Genomic DNA, 16,983 nt, shown 5'->3' on the forward strand with positions numbered 1-16,983 from the left:
TATTCTCCAGTAATTTGTTATTAATCTTTTAAGTAATGCACAAAAGCATTATAGGTTTCCAAGGTTTGCGGGAAAATCGGCAAGGCCTGATGAGCCAAGTGTTCCACAGTATGAACTGTCTCAAAAGCAACGGCCTTATCCAAGGATTGCTCTGCTACTTGTCTAGCTTCCTCTACCAAAGGGAAATTACGATTATGCTCAATATAATCAGCCACATAAACAATCTTATCTAGGGTTGACATTTCATGGCTTCCGACGGTATGAATTTCAATACTGCGTAGAATTTCGGGATCAGTCAATCCCAAATCTTCTTGGATTTTGTAAATCCCAACCATGCCATGCCAGACATTATTCCCCCAATTTTTCAATGCAGGATCAAGCTCATACTTATCGATAAGTTCCAAGAATTCCTGATCTGGAAGTTCCTTGGCATAATCATGAAGCAAACCAGCCAATCCGGCTTTCTCAGTATCATAACCGTACTTTTCAGCAAGAGCAATAGCAGCTCGCTCAACACCCAGGACATGATTAAAGCGTTTAGGGCTCATGACCGCTCGAACTTTTTCAAGAAGTTCTTCACGAGAATAGTCTAGATATTTTTCATAGGTCATTTATAGAGCCCCGCTTTCTTGATGTAGGCAAGTACAGACTGTGGTACCATAAAGTTAGGTGTGCGATCCTTCTTAATGTAGGCTCTGACTACACTTGAACTAATATCCATAAGGGGCACATCCACCCAAATAACTGGGTAAGAGGTTCCAGCCTTATACTTAGGACGCTGAACACCAACAAATTGGACCATCTCGATAAGTTCATCAATACGATGCCACTTAGGTAGGTATTCGACCATATCCGCTCCAATAATAAAGTAATAATCCGTATCAGGATTGGCTTCCGTCAAGAGCTTCATGGTGTCATAAGTATAACTGATTCCCTTACGTTCCAACTCAATGGTTTCGATGTCCAATCCTTCGATACCGTTAATAGCCAACATAAGCATATTAAGGCGGTGTTTTTCATCAATGGTCTCTTTTTTATCGACATGAGGTGGCTCATATTCAGGCATGAGAAGAACTTCATCGAGGCCTAACTGCTGACGCACCTGGTCAGCAACAACCAAGTGGGCATTATGAACAGGATTGAAATTTCCACCTAATATTCCCACTTGCTTACGGCCTGTATCTTTGATTTCTTCCTCTAGTTGAACCTTTGTAAATGGGGTTACGAGATCTAATGCCATGTACGTCTCCTCTATCTCAAGCATTATACAACTGACTTAAGGCTAGCTTTAATGCTTCGAAAGTGTTCCTATACCTTAGTTTGTCCTTCACCAAGCAAAATCAGCAACTATTTTTGGATTGCTTTGACCTTTGGTGACAACTTACGATTTTCTTTTTTAGCTGATTCTTTATAGAGAATCAAGATACGTCCAATCTTAAGGACTGTATCACAGCCAATTTCTTCTTCCAAGATTTCAGCAACCTCATGAATATCTTCCATAGTATTTTGGAGTAGGGTTACTTTAATCAATTCACGGGCATCAAGAGCGTTACGAACGCTAGTTTTGATGTGGTCGTTAAGACCGTTTTTCCCGATTTGTACAATAGGTTTAAGGGTGTGCGCTTCCGATTTGAGGAAGGCACGTTGTTTTGATGTTAATGACATGTTTATTCCTTTTAATTTTTTTGCTGTTTTTCTTAGGTGATACGGTGCTAGCAAACCTTCGATTTCATAGCTAATTTTTGAGTCTAGGGTCTCAAAAATTCCGAATCCAAGTCACATTTTATGTTACTCGGATTACTATCACAGCGAAAAACACATCGTTTGCTCATGACGTAAATCTAGGCAAACTTCATGTTCATTGAAAAGACTCTTTTATACTTTTAACTACTTTATTAAGTTTAAATAATCGCTTTTCGTACGACGACGCCAACACCTTCTGGTGCCCAGGCAGCAACGATGGTTGGTTGGTCAGCTTTTCCTTGGACACGAATCCAACCTAATCCCGAGAAGACAATGTCTGTCTTATCTTTGACAGTAAATTCGTGACGAACAAGTTTTGGAAAATCAGCCAGATCCTTTGGCCTAGGAGGTATGAGAAGGCTTCCAACATGCTTATCATAGAAGGCATCTGCACCTTCAAGTTTGGTACGATGAAGCTTCAAGTTATTATCAAAGAAGGCTGTAAAACCTTGCTTATTCCCATCAATAAAGTCAAATCGTCCAAGACCGCCTAGAAATAGTGTTTGGCCTGCATTTAACTGGTAAGTTTTTGGCTTAATTTCCTTCTTAGGACTAACGTACTTGAGGTCCTTCGCTGACAGATAGTGTGCCATCTGGTGGCGGTGGATGATTCCTGGTGTATCAAAAATGTAAGTACCATCATCCAAAGGAATTTCAATCTTATCAAGGGTTGTTCCTGGGAAACGAGAAGTCGTGATAATATCTTTATCACCTGTAATTTCCTTGATAATTGCATTAATTAAGGTTGATTTACCAACATTCGTCACACCGACAACATAAACATCACGACCCTTACGGAGTTTTTCAATACGTTGAATCAACTCTTTAATGGCGTGATGATTTTGGGCAGACGTCAACATGACATCCACGGGACGCATGCCTTCTTCATGGGCACGTTCTGTCAACCATTGGGTTACCTTACCATCTTTAACGGATTTAGGTAGGATATCCTTTTTATTTCCGACCAAGAGCACATTATTACCAGAAACAAAGCGTGACAAGCCTGGAATGATTGATCCATTAAAATCGAAAATATCAACAACATTGACAACGAGGGCATCACTGTCTCCAACTTCATGAAGCAATTTTAAAAATTCATCATCTGTGATGTGGACATCCACAATTTCATTGTAATGACGAAGGCGGAAACAACGTTGACAGTACAACTCACCTGTTTCTTCAGCTTTTTTTATAGAGCTAGCAGGTGTGTAACCAGCCTTTTCTTTATCTTCTGTTTGAATTTGGGCTCCACAGCCAATACAAAATAATTCTTCCATTAAATTCCTTTGTTAAAGGTCATTGGACCATATGCTTTTTCAATCTTTTTCCACATGCGACGCTCACGCCAACGATTAAACTTGGTTACCCAAGCATCTGATTGCACCAAGGGCTTAACCAAAATCGAGCGAATACCAGCTCGGTGGCTCGCTCTGATGTCAGTCATGAGCTGATCTCCCACCATAACGACCTCGTCACGGTTAAAGTGGTAACGCTCAATCGCTTCATTAATCCCTTTCGTAAAAGGTTTCATGGCACGACTCACGAAATCCACATGGAAATTGGCAACCGCACGTTCAACACGTTCATGTTTATTGTTAGAGACCACAACAACTGGAATGTCAGCCTCTGTCATCTCGTCTAACCAAGCACGTAGCTCTGGAGTCCCATCAGGGTTGTTCCAAGCAATCAAGGTATTATCCAAATCGACCAAGACAGCACGAATACCGTGTTCACGTAGCTGGTCAGGTTTCAAATCATAAACAGCCTCCACCATAAAATGGGGCCTGTAATCGTCTATACTCATTTTCTCTCCAAAATGTTAGTTTACCTCTTATTTTACCATATTTTTAAGGTTTATGTGTGAGACTTAAGTCCTATTTTTTAAGAACATCTTTGACACGACGGTATAGAAAAAGAGCCACAATCACTTGGGCTCTATCTTTATCTTTGAATTTTCTCTTGTTTTTTAAGGGCTACTAAATCCTTAAGCGAAATGAGGATGACAGCAAGAACAATTAAAATCATTCCAAGCACATCAATGGCAAAGAAGTGGTCACCCATGATTAAGACCGTTAAAATGACCGATGCCACAGGTTCTACCGAAGCTAAAAGACTCCCTTTTACGGCTCCAACCATGGTCGTCCCCTTAAGGAAAACCGTATAGGCAAAGACTGTCCCAATGAAGATCAAGCCAAAGAGTGCTAGAAGATTTCCACCAGTCAAGGGTAGCTCGTACTTCCAAGCTTGGATAGCAATCGGAAAGACCAGACCACCAAGTAACATTCCTAGACCGATGACAATCAGACTGCCCCACTTTTCAATAGCTTTAGCAGGCAGTAAGATATAGAGTGCATAGGTTACTGCCGAGAAGAGTCCCCAGAACAAACCAATAGGTGTGATGGCTAGCTCTGTCACCTGACCATGCGTTGCGATGATAAAAGTTCCCGCAATAGCCATGATAATCGCCACTAACTCTGAGACCGTTGGAAATCTGCGGTTCTTAGCACAAACAAAAGCCAGAATAAGGACTGGTGTGACATACTGTAAGACTGTCGCAGTTCCAGCGTTGGTGTACTGAATAGCACTAAGATAGGCATATTGATTCAAGACCAGACCAAAGAGAGCAAATAAAACGATACTTACTAAGGTTTTCTTATCTTTAATCGCTTGCACTAATTTGTCTCGCTGCCTAAAAAAGACCGAAGCCGTTAGTAAGGTCCCAGCTAGAATCAAACGTAAACTCGTCAAAAGATTGACATTAACCCCATGAGCCATCAGGTATTGACCAGAAACCCCTGAGATCCCCCAGGCAATCCCAGCAGTTATGACCATCAGACTACCTTTTAATTGTTTAGACATGTGTTTTCCTCGATTATAATAATGCCTATTTATTATAACACAGGGAGTTGCCAGCCAGGCGATAACTTCAGAAAAATTAAACTGTTTTTCTTGAAGAATTTTCCAGCCACCAACCGACAATCCAGCCAAGGACTAAAAGATAATTCTCAAAAGCTCCAACAGCATTAACAGAGTGATGGTATTGAAGATAGCTAAGGAAATGATTGGTTCCAATACCTAGGCCTCCCAGAATCAAAGCAATCAGAACTGCTCTCAGATAAAACCAATCGTACTTTAAGTTAACGGCAAGGAGGATGACCAGAACCGCCACATTCCAAATACCAATCTCCCTCTGCCATCCAACTGAAATACCGTAACCCGAATGACTTCCCATATAGGTGGGAAAGAATAGCTGAAAAATAATGGCACCAGTCATGGCGATGATGACTAGGATAAATAAGACTCTTAAGAATTTGTTCATTGGTTTGCTCCTGAAATCTTCTATAAAAATATTCCCAACTAGTCTAACACAAATATTGCAAAGAAAAAACCAACCTTTCGGCTGATTCTTTATCTATTACTCTTCTTTCAACTTAGCCAATTCTTGAGCAAGTAGTTTAAGAGCTACTTGTGGGTTGGCTTGGCCTTTGGTTGCTTTCATGAGGAAGCCTGTGAAGGCCTTGTCAGCGTTACGTTTACCTGATTTGAAGTCAGCTACGGCTGCTTCATTATCTGCAAAGACTTGGTGGATGATTGGGATCAAGACTTCAGGATCTGAAATCTGTACCAAACCAGCTTTTTCGACGTATTCACGCGCACCGCCACCGTTTTTCGCCAAGTGAACGAAGACTTTCTTGGCAATCTTAGATGAAATGGTTCCATCTTCGATGATGGCAATCATTTCGACCAAGTTTTCTGGTGTCAACTTGATTTCTTCAAGCGTTTTGCCTTCTGCGTTCAAGAATTGCGCGACTTCACCTTGGAGCCAGTTAGACACTTGTTTAGCATCTCCGCCAAGGGCTACCGCTGCTTCAAAGAAGTCAGAAGTAACTTTCGTCGCTGTCAATTGGTTGGCATCATAGTCAGACAAGCCAAGCTCTGCCACATAGCGAGCACGACGGTCTTTTGGAAACTCTGGCAACTCCGTACGCATTTCCTCGATCCACTCATCTGAGATTTCAAACAATGGAAGGTCTGGTTCTGGGAAGTAACGGTAATCCGCTGCTCCTTCTTTGACACGCATAAGGATAGTGCTCTTATTAGCTTCATCATAACGGCGTGTTTCTTGACGAATGACACCACCTGAACGCAAGATTTTCGCTTGGCGTTGCACTTCGTATTCAAGACCTTTACGGACGTTTGAGAAAGAGTTCAAGTTTTTCAACTCAGTCTTGGTACCAAATTCCTCTTGACCATATGGGCGAAGGGAAATGTTGGCATCTACACGCATAGATCCTTCTTCCATCTTGACGTCTGAAATACCAGTGTACTGGATAACTTCTTTCAAAGCTGTCAAATAGGCGTAGGCTTCTTCTGGAGAACGCATATCTGCTTCAGATACGATTTCAATCAATGGAACCCCTTGACGGTTAAGGTCTACGTAAGAGAATCCATCTGTTCCGTGCGTGTTCTTACCGGCGTCTTCTTCCAAGTGGGCACGTTCAATCCCAATTTTCTTAGTTGAGCCATCTTCCAATTGCACTTCAATCCAACCGTTATATCCGATTGGCTCGTCAAATTGCGAAATTTGGTAGGCTTTTGGATTATCAGGGTAAAAATAGTTCTTACGGTCAAAGTGCATGTGCTGATGGATATCCATATTCAGCGCCAAAGCAGCCTTGATACCAGCATCCACAACACCCTTGTTCAAGACAGGAAGCACCCCTGGGAAAGACCAGTCAATCACATTAGTGTTGGCATTTTGCTCATTCCCAAAGTGAGCAGAGGTTGGTGAGAAAATTTTTGAGTTTGTATTCAATTCAACGTGGACTTCAAGTCCGATGACTGTTTCAAAGTTCATTAATTGTCACCTCCGAAAATAAGGGGTTGTTGCTTGTGGTAATCCGTCGTTGCTTCAAAGGCAGCTGCAGCTTGGTAGATGGTTTCTTCAGAATACTTAGGACCAATCAACTGCAAACCAACTGGAAGACCTTGCGCAAAACCTGCAGGAATCGAAATCCCTGGAAGACCTGCCAAGTTGACTGGAATGGTCAAGAGGTCAGCCAAGTACATGGCAACTGGATCATGGTTGAGCGAATCCAAATCAAAGGCTACACTTGGAGCTGTTGGTCCAAGGATAAGGTCGTAATCCGCAAAGACTTTTTCGAAGTCTTGGATAATGAGGGTACGGACTTGGCCAGCTTTCTTGTAGTAAGCATCGTAGTAACCAGATGACAAACTAAAGGTACCAAGCATGATACGGCGTTTGACCTCATCACCAAAGCCTTGGCTACGAGTGTTCACGTAGATATCATCCAAGTTTTTAGCATCTTCTGCACGGAAACCATAGCGAATACCGTCGAAACGTTGCAAGTTTGAAGAAGCTTCAGATGAAGCGATGATGTAGTAAACAGCAACCCCGTATTTAGAATGAGGCAGGCTGACTTCTTCGACAGTTGCTCCCAATTTTTCAAAGTGTTTAGCCGCATTGAGGATGGTTTCTTTGACTTCTGGGTCAATCCCTTCGCCAAGATATTCCTTAGGAAGGGCAATCTTCATTCCTTTAATGTCTTGACCAATCTTAGAAGTAAAGTCGGCTACACGAACAGGCGCAGAAGTTGAATCCTTGGCATCTTCACTAGCAATGACATTAAGCAATTGGGCATTTTCCTTAACCGTTGGTGAGAAAGTACCAATTTGGTCAAGTGAACTACCAAAAGCAATGAGACCAAAGCGTGAAACTGTTCCATAAGTAGGTTTGAGACCAACAATCCCGTTAAATGCAGCTGGTTGGCGGATAGAACCACCTGTATCTGAACCAAGGGACAAACGGACTTGCCCTGAAGCTACAGAAGCTGCTGAACCACTAGAAGATCCACCAGGCACCTTGCTGTGGTCCCAAGCGTTTTTAGTCGCGCCATAGTAAGATGTTTCACCAGATCCACCCATGGCAAACTCATCCATGTTGGTCTTCCCGATGACAATCATATCTTTGGCTTTTGCATTGGCAACAGCTGTCGCATCAAAGATTGGCTCGTAGTTATAGAGCATTTTTGAAGCCGCAGTGGTCAAGATACCATCTGTTGAGATATTGTCTTTGACAGCGAGTGGAATCCCTGACAAGATGTTGTCTGCATCGATTCCTTTTTCATCAATGGCCTTAGCTTGCGCAAGGGCAGCTTCTTCGGCCACCGTTACAAAGGCATTGACGGCTTCTTCACGCGCCTTGATATCATCAAGCGTCGCTTGTGTCAATTCCGTTGCTGAAATTTCCTTAGAGACAAGGAGGTCGTGCAACTCTTCAATGGTTTTATTGTTGAATGACATTAGGCATCTCCTCCATCTTCTAGGATAGCTGGTACCTTGATGTAATAGTTATCTTTTTCAGGTACATTTTTAAACAAGCGGTCACGGTCAGTCCCTTTTTCAGCAACATCCGGACGCAATACGGTCTTGCGATCAGCCATGGTCGTTGTTGGGGCAACACCTGTTGTGTCCACTTCTTCCAACAATTCCACCATGTCGACAATTTTAGACAAGGTTGTCGCAAATTCAGCTGTCTCTTCTGGAGAGAATTTCAATTTTGAAAGATTGGCAACGTGGGTTACCTCTTCTTGCGTAATTTTCATCTTGCTTCCTTTCGTGAAATGATGATTTTTCAATACCTTCTATTTTACCATAATTTAGCCTATTTTGCTTGGAGGATAAAAAAACTGTAGTAACTTTTTTGTCACTACAGTTTACAGAGATAGAGCTTTTTCAAAACACTTATCGTATGGCCATCAAGAGCTTTCTCCAAGCCTCTAGAATTTCAAGTTTCAAATACTGTTTGGCCAACTCATATGAGGCTTGGTGCATAGACTCAAGATCACTTTCTAAAGCAAATACAATTTTGTCAGCCATCTGAGAAACAAGCAGGTCCTCATCCATAGTCTCGCTATAAGGAACCAGATAGCCATTCTCACCATCTTTGATGAAGGTTGGATTGCCATAACGGGCATCAAAACCAACCAGGGCTAAACCTGCTCCTACGGCCTCCATCAGGGTCAAACCAAAGGTCTCCCACTGAGAGGTAGTGACATAAAGTTCATACTGTGGGTAGACATCACGTAAATCCGCATGACCTCTAAGTTGGATGAAGTCACCTGCCCCGAGAGTATCAATCAAATCTTGTAGATTCTCTTGCTCCCCACCTTTACCGTAGATGTCATTAGTTGAGAACTCATAGACTATTCTCCAGAGGCACCGTTACTTGCGATAACTTCTTTATACCAGTTAAATGATTTCTTCTTAGAGCGTTTAAGGCTACCATTACCATCGTTGTCACGGTCTACATAGATAAAACCATAACGTTTCTTCATTTCACCAGTTCCGGCAGAAACAAGGTCGATACAACCCCACGTTGTGTAGCCCCAAAGCTCTACACCATCTTCATCGATAGCATCACGCATGGCCTTGATGTGGGCTGACAAGTAGTCGATACGGTAATCATCTTCAACATAACCATTTTCATCTGGTGTATCCACAGCACCGAGACCATTTTCAACAATAAACATCGGTTTTTGGTAACGATCCCAAATAACGTTAAGGGTAATACGAAGACCTAGTGGGTCAATTTGCCAACCCCATTCTGAAGCTTCCAAATATGGATTTTTAATAGAGGCAAAGATATTTCCTGCTGTCTTTTCATTAACTTTTGGATCACCTGAAGCCACACGACTTGCATAGTAAGAGAAGGAAATAAAATCTACAGTATGCTCTTTAAGAAGGGCCAAATCTTCTTCAGTCATCTCAAGCTCAATGCCATCACGTTCCCACTGTTTCTTAGCATAATTTGGATACTCTCCACGAGCTTGAACATCAATAAAGAAATAACTACTACGGTCTTCTTGCATGGCTGCCCAGTAGTCACGTGGGTGGGCTGTATTTGGATAATACTGACCTGCTGCCAACATACAACCAACCTTATTTTCAGGGTCAATCTCATGGGCCAACTTCGTCGCCATAGCTGAAGCTACCAACTCATGGTGAGCTGCTTGGTATTTAACCTGTTCCTCATTCTCACCCTCTTCAAAGCAGAGTCCTGCTCCCATAAATGGTGCATGGAGAATCATATTAATTTCATTGAAAGTGAGCCAGTACTTAACCAAACCTTTAAAGCGTGTGAAAAGGGTACGGCAAAGATTTTCATAGAAACCAAGCATCTTACGATTACGCCATCCCCCATACTCGGTAATCAAGTGCATGGGACAATCAAAGTGTGTAATCGTCACCAAAGGTTCAATGCCATACTTGTGACATTCCTTGAAGAGGTCCTCGTAAAAGGCAAGCCCAGCTTCATTTGGCTCAGCCTCATCCCCCTTAGGAAAAATACGTGACCAAGCAATAGAAAGACGATAGGTCTTAAAGCCCATTTCACCAAAGAGAGCAATATCTTCCTTGTAACGATGGTACATATCGATACTTTCCTTAGCTGGATAGAAATAGCCATCCTCAAAATCAAACATCTTACGACGCCCAGTGATAATTGAAAGACGATCCTCACCAATTGGCACCACGTCAACATTGGCTAGACCACGCCCATCAGCATCATAGGCACCCTCACATTGGTTGGCTGCTGTCGCTCCACCCCACAAAAATCCGTCAGGGAAAGTCATTTTTTTAGTCATTGTTCTACCTCTTTTATATTTCGATTTAATATAGTAATAGTATACAATAATCTGGAATCGTTTTCTTATAGTAAACTACGAAAAACTGATACTATCCTATGATTTTAGACAAAAAACAAGAGTAGGATGTATTCCCACTCTCTATTATAAATCTTCTTACTCCACAATAGTTGCTCCAAGAACATTTTTAAAATGCCCAATAGCAAAGTCATGAGCTTCAGGCGTCAAGGAAGCTGTTGCACTCGCTACAACCTCGATATCATAGCCCAAATTATAGGCATCAATGGCTGTATGTAGGACACAAATATCCGTTAAAACTCCTGTCAAAACAACTGTCGTCACACGACGCTCACGCAAACGAATATCTAAATCCGTTCCCGAAAAGGCTGAATAGTGTCGCTTATCCATCCAAAAGACACGATTATCATCCTTAATAGCATCATATACACCAGCTAACTTACCATAAAGTTCTCGCCCAGACGTCCCTGCAATATTGTGCGGTGGAAAGAGCTTGGTTTCAGGATGGAAGGTATCTCCTTCATCATGTCGGTCCATAGCAACAAAGATATAGTCCCCATTGTCATAGGCTTCTTGAGTTACCTGAGCAATGCGATCTTCAATGGCTTGGGCAGGCTTTCCAGCCGTCAACTTCCCATCATCTGCCACAAAATCATAAGAGTAATCAATTGATATCAATGCCTTTGTCATATTACTTTCTCCTTTTAAAAAAAGTGGGGCAGGTTCCTCCTACCTCACTTTCTTTCAGTATTCTTCTTATTCGTATTCTTTCAATTTATCGTAGATACCTTCGTTAAGAACTTTAAGATAAGTCCCTTTCATACCGAGTGAACGGCTCTCAATAATACCAGCTGATTCCAACTTACGAAGGGCATTAACGATAACTGAACGTGTAATTCCGATACGGTCAGCGATGACAGACGCTGTCAAGCGGCCTTCCAAACCGTCCAACTCATTCAAGATAGCTGAAACTGCCTTGATTTCTGAGTAAGACAAGGTATTAATTGCCATGTTGATAGCTGTTTGCTTACGAATTGTTTCTTCCAAATTCTCTGTTTGAAGGTTCAACAACTGCAACCCAACAACCGTAGAAGCGATCTCAACCAAGATAAGATCTTCATCTACAAAGTCATGATCGTTACGCCAAATGATGAAAGAACCAAGACGCATACCACCACCATAGATAGGGGCAATTGTAGTCAAACCATCTGGGAAGTCATCTTTTGACTCCACAGGGAAAATGGTCAAGTCACTGTCAATACCAATGTTTTCTTGAGTGTCATAAACACGGCTGATACCACGTGTGTATTCTTCTGGAAGTTGTTTGGCCTCAAAAAACTCTTCCACACGATCATTGTTGGTTTTGTACTTCATGGCAAAACCAAGGAGAGCACCACCACCATTAACGATAGCAGCGTTACAATCAATGATATCCGCCAATTGAGCAGCCATGTTGTTGTATGGAAGATCTCCTTCCAAGCTATCTACTGAGCGTTGCAAGATAGATGTAATTTTACGTGTTTTAGCCAGCAAATTTGCCATATTTATTGTCTTCACTTTCTATTGTAATCATAATAATATCAAGCCTTGTACTAATCTTCTGCGTCAAGACCCACTAGCCCTATCATTATAGCACACTTAACCTAGAAATTGCAAACAATTGTCTGAAAATTATTTATTATTCTACTATTCATTATATTAAGTATATTATGGCATTTCTAGGAAAAACGTTCGGATTTTGCTCAAATATGTCCCCTTTTTAGAGACAATAAAAACTGGACAAGTCTTTTTGTCCAGTTTTTCAAGAAATTAGCGCTTGTAATATGACAAGACTCGTTCGATTTTGTTACCGAGATCAGCCAACTCTTCCACACGAGGAAGGTAGACAATACGGAAGTGATCTGGTTCATTCCAGTTAAAGCCTTTACCTGGAACTAGGAGAACCTTCTCTTTCTTCAAAAGACGAAGACAGAATTCTTCATCATCTTCAATATCATACATGTTACGGTCAATCTTAGGGAAGATGTAAAGCCCTGCATCTGGCTTAACAGCTGAAAGCCCTGGAATAGCGTTTACCGTATCCGTGATAAACTCACGTTGTTCATAGATACGCCCACCAGGGATCAAGAGTTCATCCACGGATTGGTAACCACCAAGTGAAGTCTGAATAACGTGTTGGGAGAGCACATTAGCACAAAGACGCATGTTGGCCAACATATTAAGCCCTTCAATATAGCCTTTGACATTCTTTTTAGGTCCAGAGAGAACCATCCAACCTACACGGAAACCACAGATACGGTGAGACTTAGAAAGACCATTCATAGACACACAGAAGACATCTGGTGCAAGACTAGCAATCGCAGTATGCTTTTTACCATCCATAACCAAGCGGTCATAAATCTCATCCGCAAAGATAATCAGATCATTTTGTCGAGCAATATCCACAATCTGTTCAAGGACATCCTTAGGATAGAGTGAACCTGTAGGATTATTAGGATTGATGACTACAATTGCCTTAGTATTTGACGTAATCTTTGATTTGATATCATCAATATCTGGATACCAGTTAGATTTTTCATCACAGACATAGTGTACGGCATTACCGCCTGCTAGGCTGACACAGGCTGTCCAAAGAGGATAGTCTGGCATTGGGACCAAGACCTCGTCTCCATCATCAAGCAAGGCCTGCATAGACATGGAAATCATTTCTGAAACACCATTACCAATATAAATATCATCAATATCTACATTTGGGAATCCCTTTAGCTGGCAATACTGCATAATCGCCTTACGAGCTGAGAAAATCCCCTTACTATCTGAATACCCTTCACTGTTACGAACATTCATAATTAAATCACGAATGACTTCATCCGGTGCTGTAAAGCCAAATTCCGCAGGATTTCCTGTATTAAGACGAAGAATCTTTTCACCATTGGCAATCATACGGTTGGCTTCATCCAAAACTGGTCCACGAATATCATAGGCAACGTGATCCAACTTTGATGATTTATCAAATGTTTTCATAAGTTAATCCTTTCAAAAGATACTAAAAGTAGATACATCTAGCAGAAAATAAGAAAATTCAACACCTGATGGGGATTTCCACTTTTATTGACACCAACTTTAGGCTCGGCCATTTGGTATCATTTCTGAAGACTTGTCTTCCTCTTTTTTAATTATCATGTTTCTTACGAAGCTAATAACAGATTGTATTATACCTCTTTTTCAAGCAATCTTCAATTTTTAGATAATACTGAAATCTTCACATTACTAAGAGCGTCCTAAAGTAAGCAGTCAAAAAAAGATTTCAGAAAATCTATAACAACGCTTTCATTTTTTAGATTAAAGGAGTATAATAAAGCTAAAGATAGGAGGTAGAGCTTATGTCTCAACAATATGAACGTATTATGGTAGCTATCGACGGTTCTTACGAATCAGAACTGGCCTTTATTAAAGGTGTGCACGTTGCAAAACGTAATAATGCTCAGTTACTATTGGTACACGTTATCGATACACGCGCCCTTCAAAGCGTTGCGACTTTCGACTCTTACATCTATGAAAAACTAGAAGACGAAGCTAAAGCTGTTTTGGCTGACTTTGAACGCCAAGCCAGAGAAGCTGGTTTAACCAAGATTCGCAAAGTTATTGAGTTCGGTAATCCTAAGAGCCTCTTGGCTGTTGATATCCCTGATAAGGAAAATGTTGACCTTATTATGGTTGGTGCCACAGGTCTCAATACTTTTGAACGCTTGCTTATTGGTTCATCTTCTGAATACATTCTCCGTCACGCAAAAGTTGACTTGCTCATTGTTCGTGACTCTGAAAAAACACTTTAGTCACCTCTCACAAGCACCTCTGGTGCTTTTCTCATATGAAAAAGAACCGAGATCCTAAATCTCAGTTCTTTTTTCTGTTCTATTTTTCAGACTTTGCTGATTCAGACATTACTTCTGACTCTGAAGTTGACTGGCTTTCTTCGGCCAAGTCTTCACTAGCAGATTGACTTGAGGCACCTGCTTGCTCCAAAGCAAGGCTAGTTGAAAGGCTCTCACGTTCTGCTTCCTGACTAAGGCTAGCTTCAACAATCATGAGTTCCTTTTGACGTTCTGTTTCACGAAGATATTCACGTTCTTCAAGTTCTTCCTGACGACGTCTTTCCTGCTCACGTCTTTGAGCTTTTTGACGCTCACGCTTAGCATGACGTTTTTGCGTCTCATCAATCAAGACCTTAGTGTTGTCTTTAATATGCATCCACTTAATAAGACGAACCAAGAGTCTCCATAGGAAGACAATAATTGACTCTGCAAAAAGAAGAATCTCAACCAGAATAACTCCCAACAAGCTCCAAGCCATGAAGAGTGTAATCAATAACTGTGTGAAAATCTTCTTCAAGTCACCCAAATGATTATTGTGAATATTAAGGGTTTCAAGGAAAAGATCTAAAATCCCTTGCAAGAGGTGTGATTTAACAGATTTGTCTCCCTCTAGGCTCAAGTCCGTCTGGACTTCTGCCGGAGTAACAACTGTCAAGTCCCCATCTTGGTAGACATCAATACGATCTCCTAATTTTATATCAAAATCAAAAAGCGTGCGATCTATTTTCTTAAGTCGCCCGTCAGGATGACTGAGATAAACAAAGTCATCATCAAATTTTAAAATACGAAACATAATTTACCTGCTCTTTATTGCTCCCTAAATAATAGCAAAGTTAAAAAGCCCTTGTCAAGAGCTTCTTTTTCAATCCAAGGTTTTCACACCGATACGATTTTTATACTCTTGATACGTTTCAGTGTGCATGAGAGCTTTAGCATTTTTGACCCGATCTGCAGTTGGTGGTTTAACCCCTTCCAAAGGATATGGGATACCGAGCTCACGCCATTTGAACTCACCCATTGTATGATAGGGAAGAATTTCAAATTTATCGACATTTTTCAAGGTCTTTACAAACTCACCAAGCTTAATCAAGTGATCGTCAAAGTCTGTCAAACCAGGTACCAAGACATGGCGAATCCAGACTGGAACTTGTTTGTCAGATAGATATTGAGCAAATTCCAAAATATTCTTATTAGGTTGACGGGTCACAAACTTGTGTTGTTCGGGGTCAATCTCTTTGATGTCAAGTAGGACCAAGTCAGTCACAGCCAAAAGTTTGTCAACAACTTCATGATACTCAGGAGTATTGCGGTACGCAAACCCACAAGTATCAAGCGTACAGTGAATCCCTAGCTTCTTAGCCTCTGTAAAGAGGGCAGTGACAAAATCAATCTGAAGCATGGCCTCACCACCTGATACAGTGATACCACCATGCTCACCCCAGAAATGACGGAAACGAAGAGCCTCATCTAAGACATCTTCAACTGTACGTTCAACAGCCTTATTTGACTCCATAGCCCAAGTATCTGGGTTATGACAATATTGGCAACGCATCTTACAGCCTTGCATGAAAACAATAAAACGGATACCAGGACCATCTACGGATCCAAAACTTTCGGTTGAATGAACAAGTCCAGTCACCTGACTGTAATCAATTTCTGCCATGGCAGCCTCCTTGAAAACGCTTTTTACATGTTTTTATTATACCTCTTTTATCAGAAACATGCTCCATATCTGCCTGAATTCAGGCAAAGGTTATACTATAATACATCTGAAATTAAGGAATATCTATACTATACCAGAAGAAAAACAAAAAAACTGGAAAAATCCAGTCTTTTATCATCTATATTATTAGGCACGTTTCTTAAGCCCCAAAAAGGCTGCAGCAGCAAGGAAGAATGTTCCTGCCATTGTCAAGATTACTGTTGATGCTTCACCAGTCTTAGGAAGTGTAACTTCCTTACCTTTAGCATCTTTACCAGTCAATGTACCGTCAGCGTTCACTTTGAATCCTACTGTTTCAGGAGCGACAACACTTGTTGTACCATCAGTGTTAGCGATAACAATTTGGCTATTTTGTGTAGACACAATTGTTTGGCCAGCTGCAGTGATAACTGGAGCTGTTGGTGTTACAGTAACAACAGGTTGTCCATTAACATTCACCGCTGGAGTTTCAGAGTTTTGAGGTGCTTCGCTTGTCCCTTTATCAGTTGCTGAAGCTGGGTCTTCTGGCTTATCGGCTGGTTTTGTTGATGAATCAGCTGTTGGAGCCGGTGTCGCAGGTGCTTCCGGAGTTGCTGGTGTTGTTGGCTCAGCTGGTACTTCAGGAACTGTAGGTGTTGGTGTTGTTGGCGTTGCCACACCTGTGTTTGAATCATTGCTACGAGCCAAGTCACCATCACTTGGGGCTGTTGAAGGACCAGTTGTTGCACGATCTGTCGTTGGTTGTGTAAGAACAGCATCATTTGTCGCAATACCATCATCCGCAAAAGAGGTTACTGGTACAAAAGCTCCTAGGGTAAGGGTGAGTAAAAGCAAGCTACTATATATAGATATAGATTTTTTAGAAGCCATTAAGATTCTCCTTTTTTCATTTATCAGTTAACCTACATTCTACCATAAAAAAGTAATAAAAGACCGCTTTAATTAAAATCTTATTTATTTTTATTCTAAATCTTTCAAC

General features: G+C 41.3%; 18 protein-coding genes and 1 pseudogene. 1 reads left to right on the plus strand and 18 read right to left on the minus strand.

The window, feature by feature from the left end; translation table 11 throughout:
- Positions 1-20: 20 nt before the first annotated feature.
- From yqeK to HMPREF2877_RS08695, 15 genes and pseudogenes are all read right to left on the minus strand, one after another.
- Positions 21-611, minus strand: coding sequence for a bis(5'-nucleosyl)-tetraphosphatase (symmetrical) YqeK (yqeK, locus tag HMPREF2877_RS08625; RefSeq protein WP_049529230.1), 591 nt, complete (start codon positions 609-611; stop codon positions 21-23).
- Entirely contained in the window at positions 608-1,240 is a 633-nt protein-coding gene (locus HMPREF2877_RS08630; protein WP_037599152.1) for a nicotinate-nucleotide adenylyltransferase, read from the minus strand. Before HMPREF2877_RS08630 ends, yqeK begins: the two co-directional genes overlap by 4 nt.
- A 107-nt stretch (positions 1,241-1,347) precedes the next feature.
- Complete coding sequence (yhbY, locus tag HMPREF2877_RS08635; RefSeq protein WP_002884193.1) at positions 1,348-1,665, minus strand: ribosome assembly RNA-binding protein YhbY; 318 nt, start codon at positions 1,663-1,665, stop codon at positions 1,348-1,350.
- A 236-nt stretch (positions 1,666-1,901) separates the two neighbouring features.
- Entirely contained in the window at positions 1,902-3,020 is a 1,119-nt protein-coding gene (yqeH, locus tag HMPREF2877_RS08640; RefSeq protein ID WP_070579635.1) for a ribosome biogenesis GTPase YqeH, read from the minus strand.
- Positions 3,020-3,547: a YqeG family HAD IIIA-type phosphatase gene (locus HMPREF2877_RS08645; protein WP_002884676.1), complete on the minus strand. Its 528-nt coding sequence runs from the start codon at positions 3,545-3,547 to the stop codon at positions 3,020-3,022. The genes yqeH and HMPREF2877_RS08645 overlap by 1 nt, the downstream gene beginning before the upstream one ends.
- Before the next feature lie 137 nt (positions 3,548-3,684).
- Positions 3,685-4,602, minus strand: coding sequence for a DMT family transporter (locus tag HMPREF2877_RS08650; protein WP_049529228.1), 918 nt, complete (start codon positions 4,600-4,602; stop codon positions 3,685-3,687).
- Between the two features lie 76 nt (positions 4,603-4,678).
- Positions 4,679-5,062, minus strand: coding sequence for a hypothetical protein (locus HMPREF2877_RS08655; protein ID WP_037611907.1), 384 nt, complete (start codon positions 5,060-5,062; stop codon positions 4,679-4,681).
- A 96-nt stretch (positions 5,063-5,158) separates the two neighbouring features.
- The gene (gene gatB, locus HMPREF2877_RS08660; protein WP_003018306.1) at positions 5,159-6,601 is read right to left on the minus strand and encodes an Asp-tRNA(Asn)/Glu-tRNA(Gln) amidotransferase subunit GatB; all 1,443 of its coding nucleotides are present in this window, start codon (positions 6,599-6,601) and stop codon (positions 5,159-5,161) included.
- Entirely contained in the window at positions 6,601-8,067 is a 1,467-nt protein-coding gene (gatA, locus tag HMPREF2877_RS08665; protein ID WP_070579638.1) for an Asp-tRNA(Asn)/Glu-tRNA(Gln) amidotransferase subunit GatA, read from the minus strand. The genes gatB and gatA overlap by 1 nt, the downstream gene beginning before the upstream one ends.
- Complete coding sequence (gene gatC / locus HMPREF2877_RS08670) at positions 8,067-8,369, minus strand: Asp-tRNA(Asn)/Glu-tRNA(Gln) amidotransferase subunit GatC (protein ID WP_002884769.1); 303 nt, start codon at positions 8,367-8,369, stop codon at positions 8,067-8,069. The genes gatA and gatC overlap by 1 nt, the downstream gene beginning before the upstream one ends.
- A 139-nt stretch (positions 8,370-8,508) precedes the next feature.
- A pseudogene (locus tag HMPREF2877_RS10735) lies at positions 8,509-8,949 on the minus strand (glycosyltransferase); the annotation flags it as partial.
- A 20-nt stretch (positions 8,950-8,969) separates the two neighbouring features.
- Complete coding sequence (locus tag HMPREF2877_RS08680) at positions 8,970-10,409, minus strand: 6-phospho-beta-glucosidase (RefSeq protein ID WP_070579641.1); 1,440 nt, start codon at positions 10,407-10,409, stop codon at positions 8,970-8,972.
- 156 nt (positions 10,410-10,565) lie between these two features.
- Positions 10,566-11,117, minus strand: coding sequence for a cysteine hydrolase family protein (locus HMPREF2877_RS08685; RefSeq protein WP_004183314.1), 552 nt, complete (start codon positions 11,115-11,117; stop codon positions 10,566-10,568).
- Positions 11,118-11,183: 66 nt separating this feature from the next.
- Positions 11,184-11,969, minus strand: a complete 786-nt coding sequence (gene codY / locus HMPREF2877_RS08690; RefSeq protein WP_002884784.1) for a GTP-sensing pleiotropic transcriptional regulator CodY — start codon at positions 11,967-11,969, stop codon at positions 11,184-11,186.
- Positions 11,970-12,236: 267 nt separating this feature from the next.
- Positions 12,237-13,451, minus strand: coding sequence for a pyridoxal phosphate-dependent aminotransferase (locus HMPREF2877_RS08695; RefSeq protein ID WP_070579644.1), 1,215 nt, complete (start codon positions 13,449-13,451; stop codon positions 12,237-12,239).
- A gap of 359 nt (positions 13,452-13,810) precedes the next feature.
- Between HMPREF2877_RS08695 and HMPREF2877_RS08700 the strand changes: the two genes are divergently transcribed.
- The gene (locus HMPREF2877_RS08700) at positions 13,811-14,263 is read left to right on the plus strand and encodes a universal stress protein (RefSeq protein ID WP_002891687.1); all 453 of its coding nucleotides are present in this window, start codon (positions 13,811-13,813) and stop codon (positions 14,261-14,263) included.
- A 79-nt stretch (positions 14,264-14,342) separates the two neighbouring features.
- Here HMPREF2877_RS08700 and HMPREF2877_RS08705 read toward each other — a convergent pair whose 3' ends face one another.
- The 3 genes from HMPREF2877_RS08705 to HMPREF2877_RS08715 all read right to left on the minus strand — a co-directional run bounded on the left by HMPREF2877_RS08705 (position 14,343) and on the right by HMPREF2877_RS08715 (position 16,874).
- Entirely contained in the window at positions 14,343-15,095 is a 753-nt protein-coding gene (locus HMPREF2877_RS08705) for a hypothetical protein (protein ID WP_014634961.1), read from the minus strand.
- Positions 15,096-15,164: 69 nt separating this feature from the next.
- Positions 15,165-15,965 (minus strand): pyruvate formate-lyase-activating protein, encoded by an 801-nt coding sequence (gene pflA / locus HMPREF2877_RS08710; protein ID WP_014632684.1) that lies wholly within the window; start codon positions 15,963-15,965, stop codon positions 15,165-15,167.
- A gap of 186 nt (positions 15,966-16,151) precedes the next feature.
- On the minus strand, positions 16,152-16,874 hold the full coding sequence (locus tag HMPREF2877_RS08715; RefSeq protein WP_014632683.1) for an LPXTG cell wall anchor domain-containing protein: 723 nt from the start codon (positions 16,872-16,874) through the stop codon (positions 16,152-16,154).
- Positions 16,875-16,983: the final 109 nt, after the last annotated feature.

The organism is Streptococcus sp. HMSC072D03 (assembly GCF_001812855.1).
GTDB classification, from domain to species: Bacteria; Bacillota; Bacilli; order Lactobacillales; family Streptococcaceae; genus Streptococcus; species Streptococcus salivarius_D.

Excerpts from the sequence above, each read along its gene's own strand:
- yqeK (WP_049529230.1), bottom strand. The coding sequence starts at position 611 with ATGACCTATGAAAAATATCTAGACTATTCTCGTGAAGAACTTCTTGAA.
- HMPREF2877_RS08630 (WP_037599152.1), bottom strand. The coding sequence starts at position 1,240 with ATGGCATTAGATCTCGTAACCCCATTTACAAAGGTTCAACTAGAGGAA.
- yhbY (WP_002884193.1), bottom strand. The coding sequence starts at position 1,665 with ATGTCATTAACATCAAAACAACGTGCCTTCCTCAAATCGGAAGCGCAC.
- yqeH (WP_070579635.1), bottom strand. The coding sequence starts at position 3,020 with ATGGAAGAATTATTTTGTATTGGCTGTGGAGCCCAAATTCAAACAGAA.
- HMPREF2877_RS08645 (WP_002884676.1), bottom strand. The coding sequence starts at position 3,547 with ATGAGTATAGACGATTACAGGCCCCATTTTATGGTGGAGGCTGTTTAT.
- HMPREF2877_RS08650 (WP_049529228.1), bottom strand. The coding sequence starts at position 4,602 with ATGTCTAAACAATTAAAAGGTAGTCTGATGGTCATAACTGCTGGGATT.
- HMPREF2877_RS08655 (WP_037611907.1), bottom strand. The coding sequence starts at position 5,062 with ATGAACAAATTCTTAAGAGTCTTATTTATCCTAGTCATCATCGCCATG.
- gatB (WP_003018306.1), bottom strand. The coding sequence starts at position 6,601 with ATGAACTTTGAAACAGTCATCGGACTTGAAGTCCACGTTGAATTGAAT.
- gatA (WP_070579638.1), bottom strand. The coding sequence starts at position 8,067 with ATGTCATTCAACAATAAAACCATTGAAGAGTTGCACGACCTCCTTGTC.
- gatC (WP_002884769.1), bottom strand. The coding sequence starts at position 8,369 with ATGAAAATTACGCAAGAAGAGGTAACCCACGTTGCCAATCTTTCAAAA.
- HMPREF2877_RS08680 (WP_070579641.1), bottom strand. The coding sequence starts at position 10,409 with ATGACTAAAAAAATGACTTTCCCTGACGGATTTTTGTGGGGTGGAGCG.
- HMPREF2877_RS08685 (WP_004183314.1), bottom strand. The coding sequence starts at position 11,117 with ATGACAAAGGCATTGATATCAATTGATTACTCTTATGATTTTGTGGCA.
- codY (WP_002884784.1), bottom strand. The coding sequence starts at position 11,969 with ATGGCAAATTTGCTGGCTAAAACACGTAAAATTACATCTATCTTGCAA.
- HMPREF2877_RS08695 (WP_070579644.1), bottom strand. The coding sequence starts at position 13,451 with ATGAAAACATTTGATAAATCATCAAAGTTGGATCACGTTGCCTATGAT.
- HMPREF2877_RS08700 (WP_002891687.1), top strand. The coding sequence starts at position 13,811 with ATGTCTCAACAATATGAACGTATTATGGTAGCTATCGACGGTTCTTAC.
- HMPREF2877_RS08705 (WP_014634961.1), bottom strand. The coding sequence starts at position 15,095 with ATGTTTCGTATTTTAAAATTTGATGATGACTTTGTTTATCTCAGTCAT.
- pflA (WP_014632684.1), bottom strand. The coding sequence starts at position 15,965 with ATGGCAGAAATTGATTACAGTCAGGTGACTGGACTTGTTCATTCAACC.
- HMPREF2877_RS08715 (WP_014632683.1), bottom strand. The coding sequence starts at position 16,874 with ATGGCTTCTAAAAAATCTATATCTATATATAGTAGCTTGCTTTTACTC.